This is a genomic window from Rhodococcus sp. IEGM 1372, assembly GCF_030056835.1.
Lineage (GTDB): Bacteria > Actinomycetota > Actinomycetes > Mycobacteriales > Mycobacteriaceae > Rhodococcoides.
This window is the reverse complement of sequence record NZ_JASHKS010000050.1, coordinates 1-21,954: the sequence shown is the minus strand read 5'-3', so window position 1 is coordinate 21,954 and position 21,954 is coordinate 1. Positions and strand designations below refer to the sequence as shown.

20 protein-coding genes are annotated in these 21,954 nt (G+C 64.7%); 15 read left to right on the top strand and 5 right to left on the bottom strand.

Annotated features, from left to right (window positions below; all coding sequences use genetic code 11):
- Positions 1-33 precede the first annotated feature (33 nt).
- The 5 genes from QM590_RS23770 (at position 34) to QM590_RS23750 (ending at position 3,022) form a co-directional block, all read left to right on the top strand.
- Complete coding sequence (locus QM590_RS23770) at positions 34-642, top strand: AIM24 family protein (protein WP_149407070.1); 609 nt, start codon at positions 34-36, stop codon at positions 640-642.
- A gap of 1 nt (position 643) precedes the next feature.
- The gene (locus tag QM590_RS23765; protein ID WP_149406817.1) at positions 644-1,321 is read left to right on the top strand and encodes an AIM24 family protein; all 678 of its coding nucleotides are present in this window, start codon (positions 644-646) and stop codon (positions 1,319-1,321) included.
- Positions 1,291-2,070 (top strand): AIM24 family protein, encoded by a 780-nt coding sequence (locus QM590_RS23760; RefSeq protein ID WP_068048501.1) that lies wholly within the window; start codon positions 1,291-1,293, stop codon positions 2,068-2,070. The genes QM590_RS23765 and QM590_RS23760 overlap by 31 nt, the downstream gene beginning before the upstream one ends.
- A gap of 85 nt (positions 2,071-2,155) precedes the next feature.
- Positions 2,156-2,482, top strand: coding sequence for an Rv0313 family protein (locus QM590_RS23755; RefSeq protein WP_037194906.1), 327 nt, complete (start codon positions 2,156-2,158; stop codon positions 2,480-2,482).
- A gap of 69 nt (positions 2,483-2,551) precedes the next feature.
- Complete coding sequence (locus QM590_RS23750; RefSeq protein WP_269596610.1) at positions 2,552-3,022, top strand: hypothetical protein; 471 nt, start codon at positions 2,552-2,554, stop codon at positions 3,020-3,022.
- Positions 3,023-3,029: 7 nt separating this feature from the next.
- On the opposite strand, the gene QM590_RS23745 is transcribed toward QM590_RS23750, so the two are convergent.
- A complete protein-coding gene (locus tag QM590_RS23745) occupies positions 3,030-4,178 on the bottom strand; it encodes a macrolide family glycosyltransferase (RefSeq protein ID WP_269596611.1) in 1,149 nt (382 codons plus the stop codon).
- 204 nt (positions 4,179-4,382) lie between these two features.
- Between QM590_RS23745 and QM590_RS23740 the strand changes: the two genes are divergently transcribed.
- From QM590_RS23740 to QM590_RS23730, 3 genes are read left to right on the top strand one after another with little or no spacing between them, the layout of a single operon-like run.
- On the top strand, positions 4,383-4,970 hold the full coding sequence (locus tag QM590_RS23740) for a GNAT family N-acetyltransferase (protein ID WP_068048498.1): 588 nt from the start codon (positions 4,383-4,385) through the stop codon (positions 4,968-4,970).
- Positions 4,971-4,979: 9 nt separating this feature from the next.
- On the top strand, positions 4,980-7,349 hold the full coding sequence (locus tag QM590_RS23735) for a lysylphosphatidylglycerol synthase transmembrane domain-containing protein (protein WP_149406812.1): 2,370 nt from the start codon (positions 4,980-4,982) through the stop codon (positions 7,347-7,349).
- A gap of 51 nt (positions 7,350-7,400) precedes the next feature.
- Positions 7,401-9,197, top strand: a complete 1,797-nt coding sequence (locus tag QM590_RS23730) for a bifunctional diguanylate cyclase/phosphodiesterase (RefSeq protein ID WP_269596612.1) — start codon at positions 7,401-7,403, stop codon at positions 9,195-9,197.
- Positions 9,198-9,212: 15 nt separating this feature from the next.
- Here the strand turns inward: QM590_RS23730 and QM590_RS23725 are convergent, their stop codons facing one another.
- Entirely contained in the window at positions 9,213-9,509 is a 297-nt protein-coding gene (locus tag QM590_RS23725) for a putative quinol monooxygenase (RefSeq protein ID WP_094687235.1), read from the bottom strand.
- Between the two features lie 24 nt (positions 9,510-9,533).
- Positions 9,534-11,039 (bottom strand): PucR family transcriptional regulator, encoded by a 1,506-nt coding sequence (locus QM590_RS23720; RefSeq protein WP_269596613.1) that lies wholly within the window; start codon positions 11,037-11,039, stop codon positions 9,534-9,536.
- A 148-nt stretch (positions 11,040-11,187) separates the two neighbouring features.
- On the opposite strand from QM590_RS23720, the gene QM590_RS23715 reads away from it, so the two are divergent.
- The 6 genes from QM590_RS23715 (at position 11,188) to QM590_RS23690 (ending at position 18,849) form a co-directional block, all read left to right on the top strand.
- Positions 11,188-12,054 (top strand): FAD binding domain-containing protein, encoded by an 867-nt coding sequence (locus QM590_RS23715; RefSeq protein WP_149406811.1) that lies wholly within the window; start codon positions 11,188-11,190, stop codon positions 12,052-12,054.
- A 2-nt stretch (positions 12,055-12,056) separates the two neighbouring features.
- Positions 12,057-12,530, top strand: a complete 474-nt coding sequence (locus tag QM590_RS23710) for a (2Fe-2S)-binding protein (protein WP_068048485.1) — start codon at positions 12,057-12,059, stop codon at positions 12,528-12,530.
- The gene (locus QM590_RS23705) at positions 12,527-13,879 is read left to right on the top strand and encodes an 8-oxoguanine deaminase (RefSeq protein WP_149406810.1); all 1,353 of its coding nucleotides are present in this window, start codon (positions 12,527-12,529) and stop codon (positions 13,877-13,879) included. Before QM590_RS23710 ends, QM590_RS23705 begins: the two co-directional genes overlap by 4 nt.
- On the top strand, positions 13,876-16,200 hold the full coding sequence (locus QM590_RS23700) for a xanthine dehydrogenase family protein molybdopterin-binding subunit (RefSeq protein ID WP_269596614.1): 2,325 nt from the start codon (positions 13,876-13,878) through the stop codon (positions 16,198-16,200). The genes QM590_RS23705 and QM590_RS23700 overlap by 4 nt, the downstream gene beginning before the upstream one ends.
- Positions 16,201-16,322: 122 nt before the next feature.
- Entirely contained in the window at positions 16,323-17,765 is a 1,443-nt protein-coding gene (locus QM590_RS23695) for an NCS2 family permease (protein WP_269596615.1), read from the top strand.
- Position 17,766: 1 nt separating this feature from the next.
- Entirely contained in the window at positions 17,767-18,849 is a 1,083-nt protein-coding gene (locus QM590_RS23690; protein ID WP_269596616.1) for an XdhC family protein, read from the top strand.
- Positions 18,850-18,862: 13 nt separating this feature from the next.
- On the opposite strand, the gene QM590_RS23685 is transcribed toward QM590_RS23690, so the two are convergent.
- Together QM590_RS23685 and QM590_RS23680 are read right to left on the bottom strand one after the other, a co-directional pair.
- Positions 18,863-19,645 carry a dienelactone hydrolase family protein gene (locus QM590_RS23685; RefSeq protein ID WP_269596617.1) on the bottom strand — a complete coding sequence of 261 codons (783 nt, stop codon included), beginning with the start codon at positions 19,643-19,645 and terminating at the stop codon, positions 18,863-18,865.
- 106 nt (positions 19,646-19,751) lie between these two features.
- On the bottom strand, positions 19,752-20,111 hold the full coding sequence (locus tag QM590_RS23680; protein ID WP_149406807.1) for a hypothetical protein: 360 nt from the start codon (positions 20,109-20,111) through the stop codon (positions 19,752-19,754).
- 404 nt (positions 20,112-20,515) lie between these two features.
- Between QM590_RS23680 and QM590_RS23675 the strand changes: the two genes are divergently transcribed.
- Positions 20,516-21,954 (top strand): DUF222 domain-containing protein (locus QM590_RS23675; protein WP_283279332.1); only part of this gene is annotated, 1,439 nt, incomplete at its 3' end.

Genomic DNA, 21,954 nt, shown 5'->3' with positions numbered 1-21,954 from the left:
CGGTGGCATAGTTCCCCCGTGGCTCAGCTGAGGATGAACGGGCACCGTGTCTTGGTCGCCGACCTGACCGGCGACTCCCTGCGCGCGATGTCGGGCTCGATGGTGGCGTACGAGGGCGATGTCGCCTTCAAGAGCGCCGGCATGGGCGGTGGCGGCGGTTTCCGCGCCGCGCTCAAACAGAAGGTGACCGGCGAATCGCTGTCGCTGATGGACGTGTCCGGCAAGGGCACCGTCTACTTCGCCGTCGACGCTCAGGACATCACCCTCGTCGAGGTCCAGGGCGACAACCTGCACGTAGAGTCGTCCCAATTGCTGGCTCTCACAGGGCAACTGAAGACCGACATCAAATTCTCCGGCTTGCGCGGTGCCGGTTCCGGCCAGGGACTGTTCACCACCGTCGTCAGCGGGTCCGGCACCGTGGCATTGCTGTCCAAAGGTGGGCCGATCATCGCCCTCGCCGTCGATCCGCAGTACCCACTCGTCGTCGATCCCGACGCGTTCGTCGCCCATCGCGGCCAACTGAACCAGAGCTTCGTCACCGACGTCACGTGGCGCTCCGCCATCGGCGGCGGCAGCGGCGAGGCGTTCTCCCTCCGCTTCGACGGCCAGGGCGTCGTCTACATCCAACCCGAGGAGCGCTGACGTGCCACTCGAACTGGTCAACAGCAAAGTAGTGAAATCCGTTCTAACACCCAATCAGAACGTGCTCGCGCGTCGAGGATCGATGCTCTACTACACCGGCGACGTTCGGTTCATTCCGCACTCGATGGGTGGCGGCGCGGGTGCCATGCCGGGCATGGGCGGCGTCGCCGGGATGGCCGGACGGATGATGGCAGGCGAGCACGTGGCGATGATGGCCGCAGAGGGGCAGGGCGAAGTCTTCTACGGTCACGCCGGGTTGTACATCGAGGTGATCCATCTCGACGGTTCGTCGATGCTCACCGTCGAAGCCGATCGGCTCCTGGTGCACGACGGCTACCTCCAGAGTTCCATCGTGGCTCTGACCTCGCAGGGCGGTGTCCGCGGAGCAGTGCGCGGTGCGATGACCGGGCAAGGCTTGTTCACGACACAGCTGACCGGCCAGGGCAGCGTCGCGGTTCTCTCGCACGGGGGCGCGACTCCGCTGCAGATCGGACCGGATCACCCCCAGGTGGTGGTCGATCCGCAGGCGTACGTCTGCCACATCGGCAACATCAACGTCGACGTCTCTGCGAACGTCGGGTGGCGCGACGCCGTCGGCAAGGGCAGTGGCGAGGCGATCCAATTGAAGATGACCGGCATGGGCACCGTATGGGTGCAGGCGTCCGAGCAGAAGTTCTAGGGAGCACTGTCGTGGAAATACACACCCCGTACACCCTCCCGGTCAACGACAACGTTCCCGGCAACGACTATGCGTTCTGCGTCGAACTCGCAGGCCAGCCTTGGTTCACGTCGAAGGGCGCGATGATCGCGTACTACGGCAACGTTCGATTCGAGCCGCTCGGGCAGACGTCCATGCCCGCCATCGTCGCGGCGCGGTTCTCGTCTCCGCTGTACTCGAACGACTGGGTACTCGCGCAGGGTCAGGGCAAGCTGATCCTCGGCGATCGCGGTTTCAACATCAACAGCTATGACCTCGACGACGGCAACCTCACCATCCGGGCCGCGAATCTCCTTGCCTTCGAGCCGACTCTGGATCTCAAGCAGTCCATCGTCCCGGGATTCCTGACGCTGCTGGGCACCGGCAAGTTCCTGGCCTCGTCCAACGGCCCCGTCATGTTCGCCGAGCCGCCGCTGCGTATCGACCCGGAAGCCCTTGTCGGATGGGCGGATTGCCCCTCGCCGTCGCATCACTTCGACGCCGACTGGATGCAGAACTTCCTCGGTGCAGCCCGCGGATTCCTCGGGGCGAACAGCGGCGAGGAGCGTCAGTTCGACTTCACCGGGGCCGGCACTGTGCTGATCCAGTCCAGCGAGAAGGTGCTCGACGATTCACACCTGCTGCGGTACGTCGAGTCGCAGACGGTCTCGCTCGGCCAGAACTCGCTGCGGGCGCTGCACAACACCATCGGGGCTCGGCTACAGCAATAGCCGCCTAGCAGCACCTCGACGGTGGACACGGCAGCTGTTCGGCGAGAACGCGCATACTGGAGTTTCACCTTCAGGAGGTACAGCCATGGCCAACCAAGGACCGTTCGGATTCGGATCCGACGACTTCGACAAGTTCGCCCGTGAGGCAACCGAGGGACTACGCGAGGTGGTCGGATCGCTGTTCGCCTCCAACGCCGGGGCACCCAAAGCTCCGCCGGAACCCGAAACCACAGGTCAGAAGGGGGACGGAGTCTGGGCGATCTACAGCGTCGACGACGCCGGATCACCCCAGATCGACCAGCTCTACGCCACCGAACTCGATGCCCTGCGTGCGCACAAGGACAACACCGACCCGCGCCGACGCGTCCGCTTCCTGCCCTACGGCGTGAGCGTCAGCGTTCTGGAGGACTGAATCGGGTGCACTGGACCGCGCTCAGCGCGGCTGGCTGCACCGGATTCGCTGGAGATGGAGTCGATTCTCATGACCGCACACACAGAGTCCGTCTCGATCCCGCTGGGACAACCCGTGTTCGTGCACGCGCTCAGGTACACGGCGTTGTTCGATCGGAAGCCGTTCGCAGAGGCCCTACTGATCTACACCGACAACGGCGCGTACAAGATCGTCTCGCCGGGCGAGGATCACTACGGCAGCTACGTCTCGTACACCGACGTCGCCGAGGGCCCGCAGCATGTGATCTTTCTGTCGTGGCCGTCGGAGGATTGGGACCGGAACGTCGCGTCTCACACCCTGACGTTCAATCCCGATTCTGCGGCGTTCACACAGGTGCTCGTCCTGCCCGGCAATCCTGTGCCTCGCTCCCAATACGGTTACGCGCTGCCGATTCCCGATCCGCACAGCGTGGACATGACGGCATCCTGGGATCGGGTTCGCGAGACCTACGCCGAGACGTTCACGCAGCTGGAGATCCTGGCCGCAGCTCGACAGCCGTGACGTCGAGCTAGTTCCGGAACTGCTCGATCGCATCGGCCGCCTGTTCGACGCCACCGTGTGCTCGTACCTGGGCACTCATCGCCGCTGCGCGCGGTGCCAATTCGCGAGCCTGGGCAACTGCGTCGACCAGGCTCGAAGCCGTGACCTTCTCGAATTCCAGGTGCACGCCGACGCCGAGTTCGGCGAGCATCGCCGCATTGCCGAATTGATCGACGGCCTGGGGGATGGCCACGGTCGGGACACCGAACCACAGCGCCTCGGTACAACCACCCATCCCGGCGTGAGTGACGAAAACGGTCGCAGCATCGAGCACCGCGAGCTGCGGAACATGTTCGTGTACCTGGACATTCGCTGGTAGCTCACCGAGCACGGCCGGGTCGACGCGTCGGCCGATGGAGATCACCACGTGCCAGTCGGTGTTCGCGAAGGTCTCGATGCACAGTCGGTAGAACTCGGGTCGCTCGTTGTAGCCCGTACCGAAGGAGATGTACAGGATCGGCGCGTCGGGTGCCGTCCAGCTGCGGTCCTGCAGGCGTACCGGATCGAGGCACGGCCCGACGAACCGCACCGAATCCGGTACCCGATCCGCGTTGGGCTGCATCACTTTCGGGATGAGCGACAGACAGTGCTGCGGGTAGGTGATCCATTCCCAGGGATCAGCGTCGATGTCGTTGTCTCGCAACCAAGCCGTGTACGAAGCGTGGTATTGCAGGCCACCAGCGGATTCACGCATCGGCGTCAGTACATCGGAAAGATCCTCGGCGTATCCATCCCACGCCACGTACGTCGGCGAGAGCTGTACTGCCGTCACCCCGTAGCGCACCCCGAGGACGGGTGCCGTCATTCCGCCGATGTCGTACAGAAACAGATCCGGCTGATCGTCGTCGTAGAACGCGGTGAGCACCGGATACGACGCGATCGCCTCGTCGAGGAAGACCTGCATCGCCGCGGCCGGATCATCCGGCCATGACGCCTCTCCGTCGGGAAGTATCGAGGTGAACGGCACCACCTCGACGCCCGCGGGTTCGACCACGTGTCGCAGAGAATCACCGACGGCATAGGTGACGCGATGCCCGCGCCGCACCAGCTCGGCAATGACGGCCAGCGATGGATAGATGTGGCTGGGAGCTGTCGTGCCGATCATGGCGATGTGCATGATCCCCACCGTAGGGCGCATCACGCGCCGCGAGCCAGCGAATTTCGTCGGCGATCAGATCCATCAGTAACGGTAGCGAGACCGTGATGGTCGCCTGCTGTGACCCCGCCTTCACCGAGGTGATTGCCCTAGTACTCATGGCCGTCACCGCAGTGCTGATCGTCATGCTTTCCCGGACGGGCAGATCCGACGTATCGTCGGCGAATGTCCTTTCTGCAACCGGTGACCCTCACTGACGATCTCGTGACCCTCGAGCCTCTGAGCCACGATCATCTCGAAGGTCTGTGCGATGCCGCCCGCGACGGGGAGCTGTGGAATCTCTGGTACACCAGCGTTCCGAAGCCCGAGGACATGGCGGCCGAGATCGACCGTCGACTCGGATTGCTCGACGCAGGCACGATGCTTCCGTTCACGCTGCGCCGCAACGACACCGGGCAGATCATCGGAGCGACGACATTCTGCAACGCAGACGCCACCAACCGTCGCGTCGAAATCGGATACACGTGGAATGCCCGCTCCGCGCACGGAACCGGCACCAATCCGGCGAGCAAACTGCTGCTGCTGACGCATGCATTCGAGGAACTGGGATGCATCGCCGTCGAGTTTCGTACCCATTGGATGAACCTGCAGTCGCGGACGGCGATCGCGAAGCTGGGTGCGAAGCAGGACGGGATTCTGCGCAATCATCAACGCATGTCCGACGGTTCGTTGCGCGACACCGTCGTGTTCTCGATCATCGAATCCGAATGGCCCACCGTCCGCAACGAACTCCGCAGGCGTACCGCACGGTAGGTTGACCCCATGCGTGTGGATGGGCGGGACATTCCCGTAGCGGGAAACCTGCTTCAGCCGCTGGTGCGGAGAACCAGCGACATCATTCGGGTCGTATCGGCCGCGGCACTGTTGGGCGTGGTGATCGCCGGTTCGCTGATCACCAGAAATCAGTGGGATGCCCTCGAGCAATCGGTCTCGAACATCGTCGGCGTGCTCAGTCCCGACCAATCCAACGCCGTCTACATCGTCTACGGCGTCGCCATTCTCGCGCTCCCGTTCGGCGTCCTGATCGGACTGATCGCCGGCCGCAAATGGAAACTGCTCGCCGGGTACGCGGCCGCAGCACTGCTGGCCGCTCTGGCGCTGTCGATCACCGGAACCGGGATCTCCACTCCCACCTGGGACCTCGACGTTCCCGACCGACTCGACACGTTCCTCGCGCAATTCCTCGACGATTCGCGCTGGATCGCGATGCTGGCCGCGGCTCTGACGGTCTCCGGCCCCGGCCTACCCGCGAAGTGGCGTCGGGCATGGTGGACGCTGTTGCTCGCATTCGTACCGATGCACCTGGTCGTCTCCACCGTGGTCCCGGCTCGCTCGATGCTCGGACTGGCGGTCGGCTGGCTCGTCGGAGCCGTCATCGTGTTGCTCGTCGGCACCCCGGCGCTCGAGGTTCCGCTCGACGCGGCGGTTCGCCTGTTCCACAGCCGCGGTGTCACCGTGCGCAGCTTCACCGTCGTCCGTCCGGCCGGCCCCGGCCCGTTGGTGTTGAACGCACACACTCCCGACGCCGATGTGGTGGTCGAGTTGTACGGGCAGAATCAGCGCAGCGGCGGTGCCCTACGTCAGTCCTGGCGGTGGATCACACTGCGTGGCAGCGAAACTGCGCCATTGCACGCGTCGATGCGCCGGGCCGTCGAGCATCGCGCCCTGATGGGCCTTGCCATCAAGGGGTTGGGTGCGGCGGGAAGTCACCCACTGGCGGTGGCCGCGCTCGACAGAGGATGGACCCTGTACGCGCACAGCCTTCCCATCGGTGATCCGATCGAGGCGGAGCACGACGACGCCACCCTCGGCGCTCTGTGGTCGGCCCTGCACACTCTGCACGAGAACCAGATCTCCCACGGTGACCTGCACCGAAACGAACTCCGGATCCACGACGGCAAGGCCCTCTTCTGCGGCTTCGGCCATGCCGAACTGGGTGCCTCTGATTCCCAGATGCAATCCGACGTCGCGCAGTTGTTGCTCACCACCGCAGACCTGTTCGGCTCCCAGCGCGCCGTCGCGACCGCCATCGACGTACTCGGCTTCGAGACCGTGGTTGCGGCCTCGGGTCGTTTGACCAAGTCCGCCATCCCGCCGCGTATTCGCCAATCGGTGCGCGACGCCGACAAGACGATGAAGGCAGTCCGGCTAGAGGTTCTCGAGCAGACCGGTGCCGCCAAGATCGAGGCCGAACAGGTCACCCGATTCAGCCGCAACCAGATCATCTCGCTCGTGCTGTTGATCGGATTGGTCTACGTCGCATACCCGTTCATCAGTGCGGTGCCCGCGTTCGTCACCGAACTCGGTTCGGCGAACTGGTGGTGGGCTCTGCTCGGTCTGGCGGTGTCCGCGCTGACGTACGTCGGTGCCGGAGCCGCGTTGTGGGCGTGCGCGTTGGGCAAGGTCAGCTTCTGGAATCTGACGGTGATGCAGGTCGCCAACACCTTCGCGGCGACGACGACACCCGCCGGCGTCGGCGGACTGGCCCTGAGCGTGCGATTCCTGCAGAAGGGTGGATTGGGAACGGTTCGCGCGACGGCGGCTGTGGCGCTGCAACAATCGGTCCAGGTGATCACGCACGTGAGCCTGCTGATCTTCTTCAGCGTCGTCGCAGGCACCTCGTCCGGTCTGTCGAACATGGTGCCGGGCAACACCGTGCTGTATCTCATCGCAGGTGCCGCTTTCGGCGTCGTCGGGACGTTCATGTTCGTACCCAAGCTGCGACGCTGGCTGCGGGTCGCCGTTCGTCCGCAGATCAAGGAAGTCCTCGGCGAACTGGGCGAACTCGCCCGCGACCCCAAACGGTTCTCGATCATCATCCTCGGCTGCGCGGCCACGACGTTGGGTGCCGCGCTCGCACTGTGGGCAAGCATCGAGGCCTTCGGCGGCGGCACCACGTTCGTCACCGTGACGGTGGTGACGATGATCGGCGGAACTCTGGCCTCGGCCGCACCGACGCCGGGCGGTGTGGGTGCCGTGGAGGCCGCACTCATCGGCGGTCTGGCCGCCTTCGGAGTGCCCGCCTCCATCGCCGTGCCGTCGGTCTTGCTCTATCGCGTCCTGACCTGCTGGTTGCCGGTGTTTCTCGGGTGGCCGACACTACGGTGGCTCACCAAGCGAGACATGGTCTGATTCGTCCGATTCAGGGTGCGCGTATACGCCGAGTGCTAGCGTTCATGCAGGTTGGGGCCTTATTCGACGGAGGGCGTTGCTATTTCCGATCAGGGAGATTTCATCCCCACCGCAAAGGAACGATGGGTTCGACTGTTCATCAGCGGAATGACGCTGACGTTCGGACTGGCCGGGGTACTGATGATACCGGCGGGGCAGTTCTCCGAACCGATGTCGATCGTGGTCCTCATCGCGTCGGCTACCACGATGCCCGTGGCCATCGCCTGGTACATCCGTCCTTGGACGTCTCCGCATCTGGCGACGGCCTACGTCCTGTACGCAGATTTCGGCATCGTCTCGGTCCTGCTGTCGTTCCAGACCCATTTCGACGCGATGCCGGGTTGCGCGATGTTCGCGATAGTCGCCGCATTCATCGTCGTCGGGAGTTCGTATCGGGTGATGGTCACACACCTCGGCGTCGCAACGATCACGCTGCTGACGCTCGGTGTTCTTGCCGTCGCCGATGGTGCCGACCCGTGGTCGACCGCGTCCCGCATCGTGACCATCGGTTCTCTCTACGCGGCACCCTTCATGATCAAGGCGTACATAGGGCAATTACGTCTCAAGGCCGCGCGGGCGCTGACCGACCCGTTGACCGGCCTGTGGAATCGCCGCGGTCTGCTGGACACCGTGGACACCCTGGGTGTCTCACCGTCCGAGGCCGGTCAAGCGGTGGGGGTCACGGTCCTCGATATCGACCGTTTCAAGCAGATCAACGACCGATTCGGGCATCCATCGGGCGACGCCGTTCTCATCGAAGTCGCCCGACGCCTGTCCGAGGCTGTGGGCGATCGGTCGGCGGTCGCACGCCTGGGCGGTGATGAGTTCGTGGTTGTCAGAACCGGAACTCGAGAGGAGATCACTCAGTCGGACAACAGGATTCGGGCTGCGCTCGAGGAAACGTTCGACGGTCCTCGGTTCACCACCAGCCTCGGTTCGGCCGTCGAGGCACTCGACTCCGACACCAGCATTCATGTTCTGGTTCGACGGTTGATCGCGCTGGCCGACATCGAGATGTACCGATTCAAGGCACGAACCTCCGGAAGCGCGGCGTCCGATCGTCTTCCCGAAGCGAACTCGCACGAGCAGACGCGGAGCCGGATCGACGAACTCATCGCATCCGGCGGCCCCGACATCTTCTTCCAGCCCATCTGCGACACCGTCAAGGGATCCGTCGTCGGTTTCGAGGCACTCTCGCGCTTTCCGTTCGGTGCCGGATCGCCGCTCTCGTGGTACCGAGACGCCACCGAGGCCGGCATCGGTCCCCGCCTCGAACGTGCCGCACTCGACCGGGCGCTCGACTCGATACATGCGCTACCGCCGGGATCATTCGTCTCGCTGAACGCATCCGCGGACACCATCCGCACGACGAACCTGCTCGATCGACTACGCCCGCACCTGGCGTCGCGGACGTTCTTCCTCGAGATCACCGAGCACGAGCGAGTCGACGACTACCTCGCGGTCACCCGAGCCATCGACAGCCTGCGTGCTGCGGGAGTACAGATTTGCATCGACGACGTCGGTGCCGGATTCGCCGGTCTACGCCACGTCATCGAATTGCGGCCCGACATCCTCAAAGTGGACTATGCGCTGGTCCACGGAATCGACCGCGATCCCCTGCGTCGAGCAGCCGCGACCGCGATCGTCGACTTCGCCCGGCAGATCGACGCCACCGTCATCATGGAAGGCGTCGAGACCGAAGCGGAACTGCAAGTGGCGCACGAATTGGGAGCCCAGATGGTTCAGGGCTTCCTCACCGGCCGACCGGAACCTGCTTCTGCTTACTCCCACCACCAGGTGACGAGGTAGCCGAATACTTGCCGATCAGATCGACGAGTCGACCGTGAATTTCGTCAGTGTCGGAGCGGCAGCGAGCATCGGCGGCAGTTCGGTGATCTGGCCGGGACCGGCGCGGAACTCGCGGTACTTCGCATCGGCCTCGGCCGACTCCCACGTCTCGTAGGCCACCACGTGGGCTTCGTTCTCCTCGTCGACCCACACGTCGACGCCGAGGCAACCCTCGAACGCGCGGGTATCGGCCAGCACCGTGCGCAGCAGTGCTCGCGCGTCGGCGAGAGACTCGGGCTTGAACGTCAGATCCAGTGTTGCAATGAGAGCCATGGCTCCAGGGTAGACCGCGACGGGTCACCGCAGCCGTAAAGCCAAGTAGAACTCGATCCTGTCCTCCAGTCGCGACAGATCGCGGCCGGTCAGTTCCTCGATGCGCTGGATGCGATATCGGACGGAATTGACGTGCATGTGCAGTTGTTCGGCACATCGCGTCCAGGCTCCGTTGGTGTCGAGGTACACCGACAGTGTCTCGACGAGATCACTGTTGTGCAGGTCGTCGTAGTCGACCAGGGGAGTCAGCAGTCTCGAGGTGAACATGCGTCGCACGTCGTCGGGAACGTTGGCGAGAAGTATTGTCAGCGTGGCCAATTCATCGTGCCCGACGACGCTGCAATCCGAGCCACGACGCTCGGCGAGTCTGCGGGCGTAGCGCGCTTCCTCGATCGCGCTTCGGATGTCGGCGGGCGCGGTCGGAGCGCTGACACCGATCGAGGTGCCGCTACCGATCAGTCCCGGTGCCAACGTGTGGACCGCTCGCCGCACGGAATCGGTTCGATCGGTTCGCGCCTCCACCAACGCGATGGCCTCGCCGTCGACGATTCCGAGCGTGATCTCCAACGGTGCCAGCACTTCTCGTAACAGCGGGCGGAGCTCGCCGAGCCGCAACGTCTCCCCAGACGTGGCCACAGCCACTGCAGCGTACCGTGTTTCGATGTCGAGCCCGATGACGTGCATCTGGGCGAGGATGTCAGCGGCCGTCGCACCGCCGACGATCGTGCGCACGAATTCCTGCGCCAGAATTCCCGACCCGGACAGGCGATCGTCGACGCGACTGCGTTCCATCGCCACGATCGACGCCAGCTGTCCGGCCAGAGAAAGTCTCGGTGCATCCCATGTCTGCCAATCGCTTTCGAAGGCCACGAACCAATCCACGACCCGCGGTGCGGACTCACCGTCGACGGCGAACACCGAGACTCGCTGCTCCGGGCAATAGCGCGGCAGCCGCACCGAGTTCATGAAATCCTGCGCCACCGCTTCGGTATCCGGCGGATTTTCCGATCCGGCGAGTACCCGTCCCGACGACGTGACGACCCAGCAGTTCATCCCCAGATCGGAGCTGACCATCTCCAGCAGCGGACCGAGACCCCCACCGGGCCCCGCGCTCGCCACCAGGCGTCGATGCCGATCGAGCACCAGGCTCAGGTCCGAGGCCCGGGCCGTGGACAGTTGCCGGACCACACTCTCGGTGACGGTGGCGAAAGCGATGTCTGCGGGGACCCGAAAGAGCGGCAGGCCGTGCTCGAGGCAGGCGTCGACCAGATCGTCGGGCACCACGCCGTCGTCGGATGCCGCCAGCGCCGAGATCCCGGCCTTGGACACCGCCCGGACGAACGTCCTCGAGTCCTCGGGGCCCGTCCGCCACATCAGACCGGTCAGCACCAGCTCTCCGCCGCTGAGGTATCGGCTCGGATCGAGCATGTCGGTGGTCACGACCCATCGGATGGTGGGATCGAAGTGCTCGGGAGTGACGATCGGCTGCAGTTTCAGGTCGGGGAGATCGGCCAGATCACGCAGTCTCACGGTGCATCGACCTCCTCTTCGTAGGATCCTCCAAAACCTACACTGTGATCGGCGTCATACTTCGTCGTTCCTGTCTCTCGTTCGCGTGACCTCCGGCGGCTGTACTGGGTGAACACGACCGAAAGACACGTGAGCGGAGAACAGCACGATGGAATTTCTACGACCACAGACCTGGGGCGACGCGTTGGCCGCGAAGGCCGACGACGTCGACGTGGTGCCCATTCAAGGCGGCACCGACGTCATGGTCGAGATGAACTTCGACCTGCACAGGCCGGGCGCATTGCTGGATCTGAACCCGATCACCGAACTCACCGAATGGGAGCACCTTCCCGACGGGACGCTGCGGGTCGGCGCAGGCGTGCCGTACGTCCGCATCATCGCCGAGCTAGGAGACATGCTTCCCGGCATCTCCCAGGCGTCCCGCACCGTCGGTTCACCGCAGATCCGCAATCGCGGGACCGTCGGCGGCAACCTCGGCGGCGCGTCGCCAGCAGGCGATCTGCACGCACCTCTGCTCGCGGCGGGCGCGACCGTCGAGGTCGAATCGGCCGAGCGCGGAGTACGCATGATCCCCGCCACCGAGTTCTACCTCGGCGTCAAGCGCAATTCCTGCCTGCCCGACGAACTCATCCGCGCCTTTCACGTAGCGCCGGCAGCGGGACCGCAGTACTTCTCCAAGATCGGCACCCGCAACGCGATGGTCATCGCCGTCTGCTCGTTCTCGATCGCACTGTTTCCGCAGGAGGGTCGCGTGGGTACCGGGCTCGGCTCCGCTGCGCCGACGCCGCGCCGGGCTTACGATGCCGAGAACTACCTCGCGGCCGAACTCGAGTGGGACGGTGCCCTCGATCCGCGGGTATCGGAGGAATTCGGCCGATTGGTCAGTGCGGCAGCCAGTCCCATCGACGACGTACGAGGCACTGCCGATTACCGCAAGCACGCCCTGTCCGTGATGGCCCGGCGAACACTGGGCTGGGCATGGCGAGACCTCACAGCCGCACGGAAGGTGGCCTGAACATGCGAGTCAACTGCACCATCAACGGAAAAGACATGGAAGCCGACGACGTCTGGGAGGGCGAGAGTCTGCTCTACCTGCTGCGTGAACGCATGGGACTCCCCGGATCCAAGAATGCCTGCGAGCAAGGTGAATGCGGTTCGTGCACCGTCTATCTCGACGGCGTCCCCGCATGTGCCTGCCTGGTGGCCGCCGGTCAGGTCGAGGGCCGCGAGATCCGTACCGTCGAAGGCCTCGCCGAAGGCGACAAGCTCGATCCGATGCAGGAGGCGTTCGTCGAATGCGGAGCCGTCCAATGCGGCTTCTGCACACCCGGGCTCGTGGTGCAAGCACACGATCTGATCGAGCGCGTTCCCAATCCGTCGGACGTCGAGATCCGTGAATCACTCGCCGGAAACCTCTGCCGCTGCACCGGATACGAGAAGATCCTGGACGCCGTGCGGCTTGCAGCAACTCGAAAGGCCGAAGCCAAATGACCACTGTCATCTCGGGTGCCTACATCGCGCCCATCGTCGGAGACGAAATCCCCGACGGCTACCTCGTCGTCGAGGGCACGATGATCACCGCCATCGGATCGGGTCCCGCCCCGATCATCCCCGGCGCCGAGACCATCGACGCCTCCGGTTGCCTGGTCACCCCGGGCCTGGTGAACACACACCACCACCTCTACCAGTGGGCGTCCCAGGGCCTGGCCAAGGACAACACGCTCTTCGAATGGCTTGTCGCTCTGTACAAGCCGTGGTCCAAGATGGACGCCGAGGTCGTCGGCGGTGCCGCCGCGGCCGGGCTCGGATGGCTGGCCAAATCGGGATGCACCACCAGCACCGATCATCACTACATCTTCCCCCAGGGCCGAGGCGATCTGTTCGCCGCCGAGATCGACGCGGCGCAACGCATCGGAGTCCGCTTCCAGCCGTGCCGAGGCTCGATGGACCGGGGTGTGTCCGACGGCGGCCTGCCACCGGACGAGGTCGTCGAATCACTCGACGACATCCTCACGGCCACCGCCGAGGCCATCGACACCTACCACGACGCCTCCTTCGGTTCCATGCTCCGCATCGCGGTCGCGCCCTGCTCACCGTTCTCGATCAGCAAGGAGCTACTCGTCGAGTCCGCGACCCTCGCTCGTGCGAAAGGTGTTCGGCTGCATACGCATCTGGCCGAGACCCTCGACGAAGAAGAGCACTGCCTCGCTCAGATGAACTGCACCCCGGTCGAATACATGGAGCAGGTCGGCTGGCTGGGCGACGACGTGTGGTTCGCACACGCAGTGCACCTGCACGATTCCGACATCGCAAAGATGGCGGCCACCGGAACCGGCACCGCCCACTGCCCGAGCTCCAATGCTCGGCTCGGCGCGGGTATCGCCCGGATCTCGGACCTGCTCGCCGCCGGCGCACCCGTCGGCCTGGGGGTCGACGGTTCCGCCTCGGCCGAAATGGTGCCGCTGGCAGGCGAGGTCCGTCAGGCCATGTACATGCAGCGGGCCAAGTACGGACCGACAGCACTGACCGCGCGTCAGGCACTCGAGATCGGAACACTGGGCGGCGCAACGGTACTGGGCCGTCAGAGCGAGATCGGTTCGCTCGAGGTCGGCAAGCTCGCCGACATCGCGATCTGGCGCACCGACGGGTTCTACTCGGCCGTGGACGACCCGGTCGTGGCGTTCGCGTACGGGCAGACACCACCGCTCGCGCGCTTGATGGTGGGAGGCCGGACGATCGTCGAGAACGATGTCTTGACCAGCGCACCGCAGGACGAAATAGGCCGCGCCGGAGCCGATGCGCACCGTCGCCTGATGAAACTCGCGGAGGACGTGCTGTGAGCGCCCCGACCACCACACCCCGGCAAGCTCCCGCCGACATCCCCGCCCCGGGTCGCGGTCGCGTCGGCGACAGCCCGCTGCGACCCGACGGCACGCTGAAGGTCAAGGGCGAGTTCGCCTACTCATCGGATCTGTTCATCGACGGGATGCTCTGGGGCGCAACCCTTCGTAGCCCACATCCCCGCGCGAAGATCGTCTCTGTCGACATCTCGAAGGCGCTGGCAACTCCCGGCGTCGAGGCGGTACTCACCCACGAGGACGTGCCCGGGCGCAAGTGCTTCGGACTCGACCACACGTGGGATCAGCCCGTGCTGGCCTTCGACGAGGTGCGGCACGAGGGCGAACCGATCGCGTTGATCGCAGCCGATCATCCCGAAACCGCCCGGCGCGCAATGGAAAAGATCGTCGTGGTCTACGACGTGCTCGAGCCTCTCACCGATGCCCGACGCGCAGCATTGGACCCGGACTACCCGAAGGTGCAGGAACGCGGCGGAGTGGCGCGGCATCAGCCGGTGCGCGTCGGCAACGTCGCCGCCGCCCGGGCCACCGCGGATGTCATCGTCAGCAGCGACTTCGCCGTCGGCATCCAGGATCAAGCGTTCCTCGGACCCGAGTCCGGCTTGGCCGTGCCCGCCGAGGACGGCGGCGTGGATCTCTATGTCGCAACGCAGTGGATGCACAACGATCTGGCGCAGATCGGGCCGTGTCTCGGCCTGCCCGAGGAGAAGATCCGAATGACGCTGGCCGGCGTCGGCGGTGCATTCGGTGGCCGTGAGGACCTGTCGATGCAGATCCACGCGGCGATGCTCGCCATGCACACCGGCAAGCCGGTCAAGATCGTCTACAACCGGTACGAGTCGTTCTTCGGCCACGTACACCGACACCCGGCGCAGATGCACTACGAATACGGTGCAACCCGCGACGGCAAGCTCGTGTTCGCCGATGTCGAGATAATCCTCGACGGCGGTGCGTACACCTCGGCCACCCTCAACGTGGTCGGCAACGCGGCCTCGCTCGGTGTCGGACCGTACGTCATCCCCAACATCGAGATCGACGCGTACGGGGTGTACACCAACAATCCACCGTGCGGTGCGATGCGTGGCTTCGGCGCAGTGCAAGCATGTTTCGCGTACGAGTCGATGATGGACAAGCTCGGCGAGGCCTGCGGTATCGGACCGGTGGCGATCCGCCAGATCAACGCCGTCAGCCAAGGTTCCATCCTCGCGACCGGCCAGGTCATCGAAGCACCTGCCCCACTGGCCGAAATGCTCGCCCGAGCCGAGGCGATGGAACTACCTGCCCCGCTGGACGCGTCGGACATTCGGAATCTGCCGGGTGGGGCATCGCAGACCACCCACGGCGAAGGCGTCGTACGTGGGATCGGGTACGGCGTCGGCATCAAGAACATCTGCTTCTCCGAGAACTACGACGACTACTCCACTGCTCGCGTCCGTCTGGAGGTGATCGGCGGCGAGGCAACGGCATTGGTGCACACGGCTGCTGCCGAGGTGGGCCAGGGACTGGTGACGTTGGAGGCGCAGATCGCGCGCACCGAACTCGGCGTCACCAAGGTCGTCATCCACCCCGCCGACACCAAGGTCGGTAACGCGGGCTCTTCGTCCGCGTCGCGCCAGTCGTACATGACCGGTGGCGCAGTCAAGACCGCGTGCGAGGCCGTGCGCGAGGCGGTGTTCGTCCTGGCCGGACTGTACCTGGGCCGCGCGGTGGCCGACCTCAGCCTCGACGGCGGCAAGATCGTCTCGGCAACCGACGGCGTGCTGGCCACGATCGAGGACGTACTCGGCGATCGCGTCATCGAGCAGACGCGTGAATTCCACCATCGCCCCACCAGCGGAATGGATCCGGTCACCGGACAGGGCGCGAGCCACACGCAGCTCGCCCTGTGTGTGCATCGCGCAGTGGTGGACGTCGACGTCGAACTCGGACTCGTCAAGGTCGTCGAGATGGCGGCCGTACAGGACGTCGGCAAGATCCTCAACCGGCTTTCACTCGAAGGCCAGATCCACGGCGGCACAGCGCAGGGCCTCGGCCTCGCGGTGATGGAGGAGATCGTCGTCGTCGACGGTCTGGTGAAGAACCCGTCGTTCACCGACTACCTCATCCCCACGATTCTCGACATGCCGCCCATGAAGCTGGACATCCTCGAGAACCCGGATCCCCTGGCACCGTACGGCCTTCGTGGTGCCGGCGAGCCACCCACCCTCTCGTCGACGCCCGCCGTCGTCGCCGCCATCCGCAACGCCACCGGACTCGCGTTGACCCGCGTACCCGTTCGACCCGAACACATCATCAACAGCTGATCTGAGTTCCATCCCCATTCGACGAAACCTTCTCCGGCACAACCGTACCGACGCCAACTCCCCCGGCATGTCGGCCCGGCCCGACGCTCGACGAGGTTGATCACGCCCTGGGAGGGCCGATCATGACCGACGTACACACATCCAGCACTCGCCAAAGCGGACGAGGTCGATCCCAGATCGACAAGTTCTTCGACATCACCGGCCGCGGTTCCACGCTGTCACGCGAAATTCGAGGTGGTGTCACCACATTCGTGGCCATGGCCTACCTGATCGTTCTCATCCCTCTGATCATCGGTGATGCACGCGATGTCACCGGTGCCACGCTCGATCCGGCTCAGTTGTCGACCATGGTGGCACTGTCCGCCGGGCTGACGACCATCCTGATGGGGGTCGTCGGAAACGCGCCCCTCGCGATGGCAGCCGGCCTCGGGGTGACGCCGATCGTGGTGTTCCAGGCGGCCCCGTACATGACCTGGCCGCAGGCGATGGGTCTGGTGGTTCTCGAGGGCGTCGTCATCGTCGTCTTCGCTCTCACCGGCATTCGGCAACTCATCATGGATGCCATACCGCTGGTGCTCAAGCAGGCGATCGGCGTCGGGATCGGTGCATTCATCGCGCTCATCGGCCTGGTCGACGCCGGGTTCGTCGGGCACCACGAGTCGGCAGCAACCGCCGTCACCCTCGGCACGTTCGGCAAGCTCGCCGGCTGGCCGGTGTTCGTGTTCTGTGTCGGGCTCATCCTGATGATCATGCTGTTCGTTCGGAAGGTGCCGGGCGCGATGCTGATCGGCATCTTCGTGGCCACCAACCTGGCGATCATCCTGAACTCGGTGTTCGATATCGAGCCGGAGGCATGGGGCCCGGTGGTACCGAAGGTGCCCGACTCCGTCGTCGCCACACCACAATTCGACCTGCTGTTCAACGTCGACCTGTTCGGCGGCTTCGCCCGAGCCGGAATCGTCACGGCATCGGTTGTCCTGTTCACACTGGTGTTGTCGGGCTTCTTCGACGCCATGGGCACCATCCTCGGAGTCGGCGAAGAAGCGGGCCTGGTCGACAAGCAAGGCAGGATGCCCGGACTGAGCCGCATCCTCACCGTCGACGGCATCGGTGCCATCGTCGGAGGCGCAATCAACGGCTCCGCCAACACCGCTGTCGTGGAATCTGCAGCGGGCGTCACCGAAGGTGCCCGAACCGGTCTCGCCAGCGTCGTTACAGGCGGGTTGCTGACCAGCTTGATCTTCTTCACTCCGTTGGCCGGGGTGGTTCCCGTCGGTGCAGCTGCGCCGGCCCTGGTTCTGGTGGGCGCGCTGATGATGACGCACGTACGCAAGATCGATTGGGAGAACACCGAAATCGCGATTCCTGCCTTCCTGACCATCGTGCTGATGCCGTTCACATACTCGATCACAGTGGGAGTCGCGGCGGGCGTCATCTCCTACACCCTCGTTCGTCTGGCCAAAGGCAAAGCACGCCAGACGCATTGGCTGCTGTATCTGATGTCGGGTATCTTTCTGGTCTACTTCGCCCTGCACCCGATCGAAGAAGCGTTGGGAATCTCGTAACGTGAAAGAGATCGTCGATCGTCTGTCCGCCTGGGACCGCGCCGGCATTCCCTGTGCGGTAGCGACTGTCATCGCGGTATCCGGAAGTGCCCCAAGGCTTCCGGGTGCCGCGATGGCGGTCTGCGCCGACGGCGAAGCAGTGGGCAGCGTCTCCGGTGGCTGCGTCGAAGGAGCCGTGTACGAGCTGTGCCGCGAGGTTCTCGAGACCGGTGAGTCCAAGCGAGAATCGTTCGGCTACAGCGACATCGACGCTTTCGCTGTCGGTCTGACCTGCGGGGGAGTGATCGAGGTGTTCGTCCGCCTCGGGCCTCCGCGGGCCGTGCTCGCGGCCATCGCGTCGGACACTGCGGTGGCCACGGTCACGATGCTCGACGGCTCCGGGCAGTCGCTCGCGGTCTCGTCCTCGGCCACAATGGGTACGACCGGTTTTTCGGACGTCGACGCGGTGGTCGTCGGTGAGGCGCTGGCGATGCTGGACTCAGGCGGTACCGGCATCCGGTCGGTGCGGTGCCGGCCTGATCTCGACGTGTTCGTGCAGTCCTACGCCACTGCCCCGCGGCTGCTGATCTTCGGGGCAATCGACTATGCAGGCGCACTCGCCCGCGTGGGCAAGTTCCTCGGGTATCACGTGACGGTCTGTGACGCGCGACCGGTATTCGCCACTGCTGCACGGTTTCCCGACGCCGACGAGGTTATAACCGAATGGCCGCACAGCTACCTGGCGCGGACGGCCGTCGACGCGCGCACGGTGATTTGCGTCCTGACGCACGACGCCAAATTCGATGTGCCGCTGCTCGAGGTGGCCCTGCGGTTGCCCGTCGCATTCGTAGGCGCGATGGGATCGCGCAGGACTCACGACGATCGCGCGGCCCGGTTGCGCGACGTCGGGTTGACCGAGCAGGAGCTCGCACGCTTGAAGTCGCCGATCGGCCTGGACTTGGGGGCAAGAACTCCCGAGGAGACCGCGCTGGCCATCGCTGCAGAATTCGTCGCAGTGCGACGCGGGGGTAGCACTCTGCCACTGACACATACAGCGGGTCCGATCCACCACGACGGGCCGGCGGGGGATGCGAAGTACGCGTAAGTATCGGCCCGACTCAGCCCACACGTATCGTGCGTTCGAGCAAAGGCAACAGACGATCCCAATGCCGTTGCAGTGCAGCTGCATCGAATGCGGTGGTGTCGGCCATCGTAAATCCGTGTACAGCACCGGGATAGACCTCGGAGGTGTACTCGAGTCCAGCCGCGTCGAGGGCTCCGTCGAGCTCGTCGAGGGCCTCGGGCGTCATATCGCCATCAGCGTGGCCGATGTGGACAGCGGCAAGAGTGGAGCCTGCGGAACGATCCGACGTAGCCGCAACGTCAAGGAGTAACCGATGGGGACTGCCCGGCTCGTCGGTCACGAGCTTCCCCGGATGGAAGCTTGCAGCAGCGCTGACTCGATCGGGGAATGCGGCCGCCGTGCGGATCGCCAGGACTCCGCCCATGCAGTAGCCGACCACTGCTACCTTTCCGGCGCCCACTGCCGGCTGTTCGTCGAGAAATGCGAGATAGTCCTCGGCGTCGGCGCGGGCTCGGTCAGCGGTGTGCTCGGCCAACAGCGGCATCAGCTTCTCCACGAGCGCCGGGCGTGACTCGCTGTCGATGAGCTCGGGTAGCTCGACCACCGGTGCTGGTCCGTGTCGGTAGAAGAGGTTGGGGACCAGCACGTAGTAACCGTGCTCGGCCAGTTCGCGGGCCATGGCCTCCAACACTGGTCGCACGCCGAATATGTCCATGTAGAGCAGGACTGCGGGATGCGGCCCATCGCCGTCAGGGTAGGTGACGAACGCGTCCGCCGCGCCGTCGGTCATGGGAATCTGCACATGTGAACTGGGCACTGGAGTCCATTTCGAGTCGAGGAATCGGGCCCTTGCGACCGTACGCCTGTTGCGATTCGACCTTTCGTGGTGTGAGCAACGTAGAAGTGCCCGGCGAAATCTCGAACTAGTGCTCGCGTCGTGAGCGCCATTGACCACGCGCGATGATCGCGATGACGATCACGACCGCCGAGGCAACGGTCGCACCGAACGCCCCTCCAGTGGGAAGCGCGTTAGTCAGGACCGGAACCGGTGCGAGCACAGCCAGCATGACGGCCACAACCACAACCGGGAAGATGACCACCGCCAAGAACTTGTCCTTCTGCCGATCCCAATTCGGTCCGGCTTGCAGTGCCTTCTCCTTACGCATCACCCACGCATAGAACGGGACCAGCGGTACCACGAGCAGTAGAACCGACAGTGGGTATCCGGTTCTGCCGAGGAGCGCGTAGATCAGCGTCGCTGTCGACGCCGAAGCCCATGTCATGATCACCGCCATGCCGAGAGCCAACAAGAATGGGGACTCTCGTTGCGGTCGATCAGATCCGGGCGGAATCTTTTGATCGTTCACTGTCACAACCTCCACGCTGGAAGCACGCCGCGATGATGCCACCGACGCCCGACAAACATGCGGTCGGCTTCCGCGGCTTCAGCGGAAATCGCTCGGAACGTACCACCACTGATACAGGTGAACATGATTCGCGCGGAACTCGCAATGCCGCCGAGCTCGCGGGCGCACCGAGCAGCAGTTCCTCCTGTTGCCCTTGCTCAGAGCGCCCGAGCCAATGTATTTACGTTTCTGTCGGTGGGTCGAGATACCATTCTCTTATTCGAACAGGCGTTCTTGTTTCGGCTCACCGGGGGGTGAAAAAATTGGGTGCTGTACCGACTGTGTCACTGGAGGCGTTGACCGCGGCTGCGCGTGAGGAGAATCGGCAGGCGGCCCGCAAGATCACCGCCTGCTATCGCGTGCACTGCGACTGGATCGCCCGGGACGCCAAGCACAAGCATTACAGCCGATACGGGCGCACGGAGATGGCAGTGGCATTGGGCTGCTCGGCGACGGTCGCCGAAGCGTATGTGTCCGTCGGTGTCGCCCTGCACACCCGGCTTCCTCTGGTGAAGACCACGTTCGAGGCAGGCGAGATCGATCTCCCCCGCGTGCGGACGGTATGCCGGATCCTCGACAACCTCTCCGACGACATCGTCACCCGCGTCGAAGCCGAGGTGGTCGAGGCGGCGCGGAGGTCGTCCCCGGGCCCGCTCGAGCAGGCGATCTGGGACATCCTGCTGCGCGTCGCACCCGAAGAAGCCGCGGCGCTGCGGGAGTTCGCGAAGAAGTTCCGGACCGTCACCTACAGTCCCGCCGGCGAACTGGCCCGCATCCGAGCCGAGCTGACCGCCCCCGAAGCCGCCGCCGCATGGCAACTCCTCGAAGAGATGGCCGACACCCTCTGCCCGAAAGACCCGCGGGGGAAGAAAGAACGCCTGTGCGATGCCTTCATGGCCCGCATGCACGGAGAACCCCGACTGGCATGCCTGTGCCAACGCGAGGATTGCCCGAAGAAAGACACCGCGTTGCCGGATCGACGGGTGCCGCTCACGATGATCACCGTCGACATCGCCACCCTCATCGGGCTACTCGCCAACCCCGCCTACCTCGCCGGGCACGGATCCATCGACCCCGACCTCGCGCGAGAGTTGGCACGCAACAGTCACTGGCAGATCCTGCTTACCGAAGCAGTGACCCTCGCCGAGAAACTCGGACTCGCTGTGCAGAACCCAGAGACCGGGGAATGGGAACGACGCCCAGACAGCGAGAAGACATCGGCTGCAACAGAACCCGAGACGGAAACAGCGACGGACGAAGACAACGACACGGGCTTGGGCTTGGGCTTGGCTGCAGACTCGGCTGCGGCTGCGGCTGCGGCTGAGGGAACTGGGTCGGGGGCGGACTCGAGGTCGGCGACAGATTCCTCGACCGAACCGACCCCGGCCAGTTCACCGGCAGCCGCAGGTGCACCTGCACCTGCACCTGTACCTGTACCTGTACCTGTACCTGTACCTGTACCTGTACCTGTACCTGTACCTCGAAATACCTCGACACCGGCACCGGAGCCCGCAGCACCGGCACCAGCGGCACCTGAGTCACTCGCAGCTGAGGTCGCCGATGCCGAGGAGACCGACGAGACCGGCGAGACCGGCGATGCCGAGGAGAACGACGAGTCCAAACCCGCACCTGCGACCGCCCCTCCAGCTCAGGCAACGTCGGCCACCGACCCAGACACCGATCCTGTTCGGAAGCACGCAGCGACACGCGCAGGGACGCC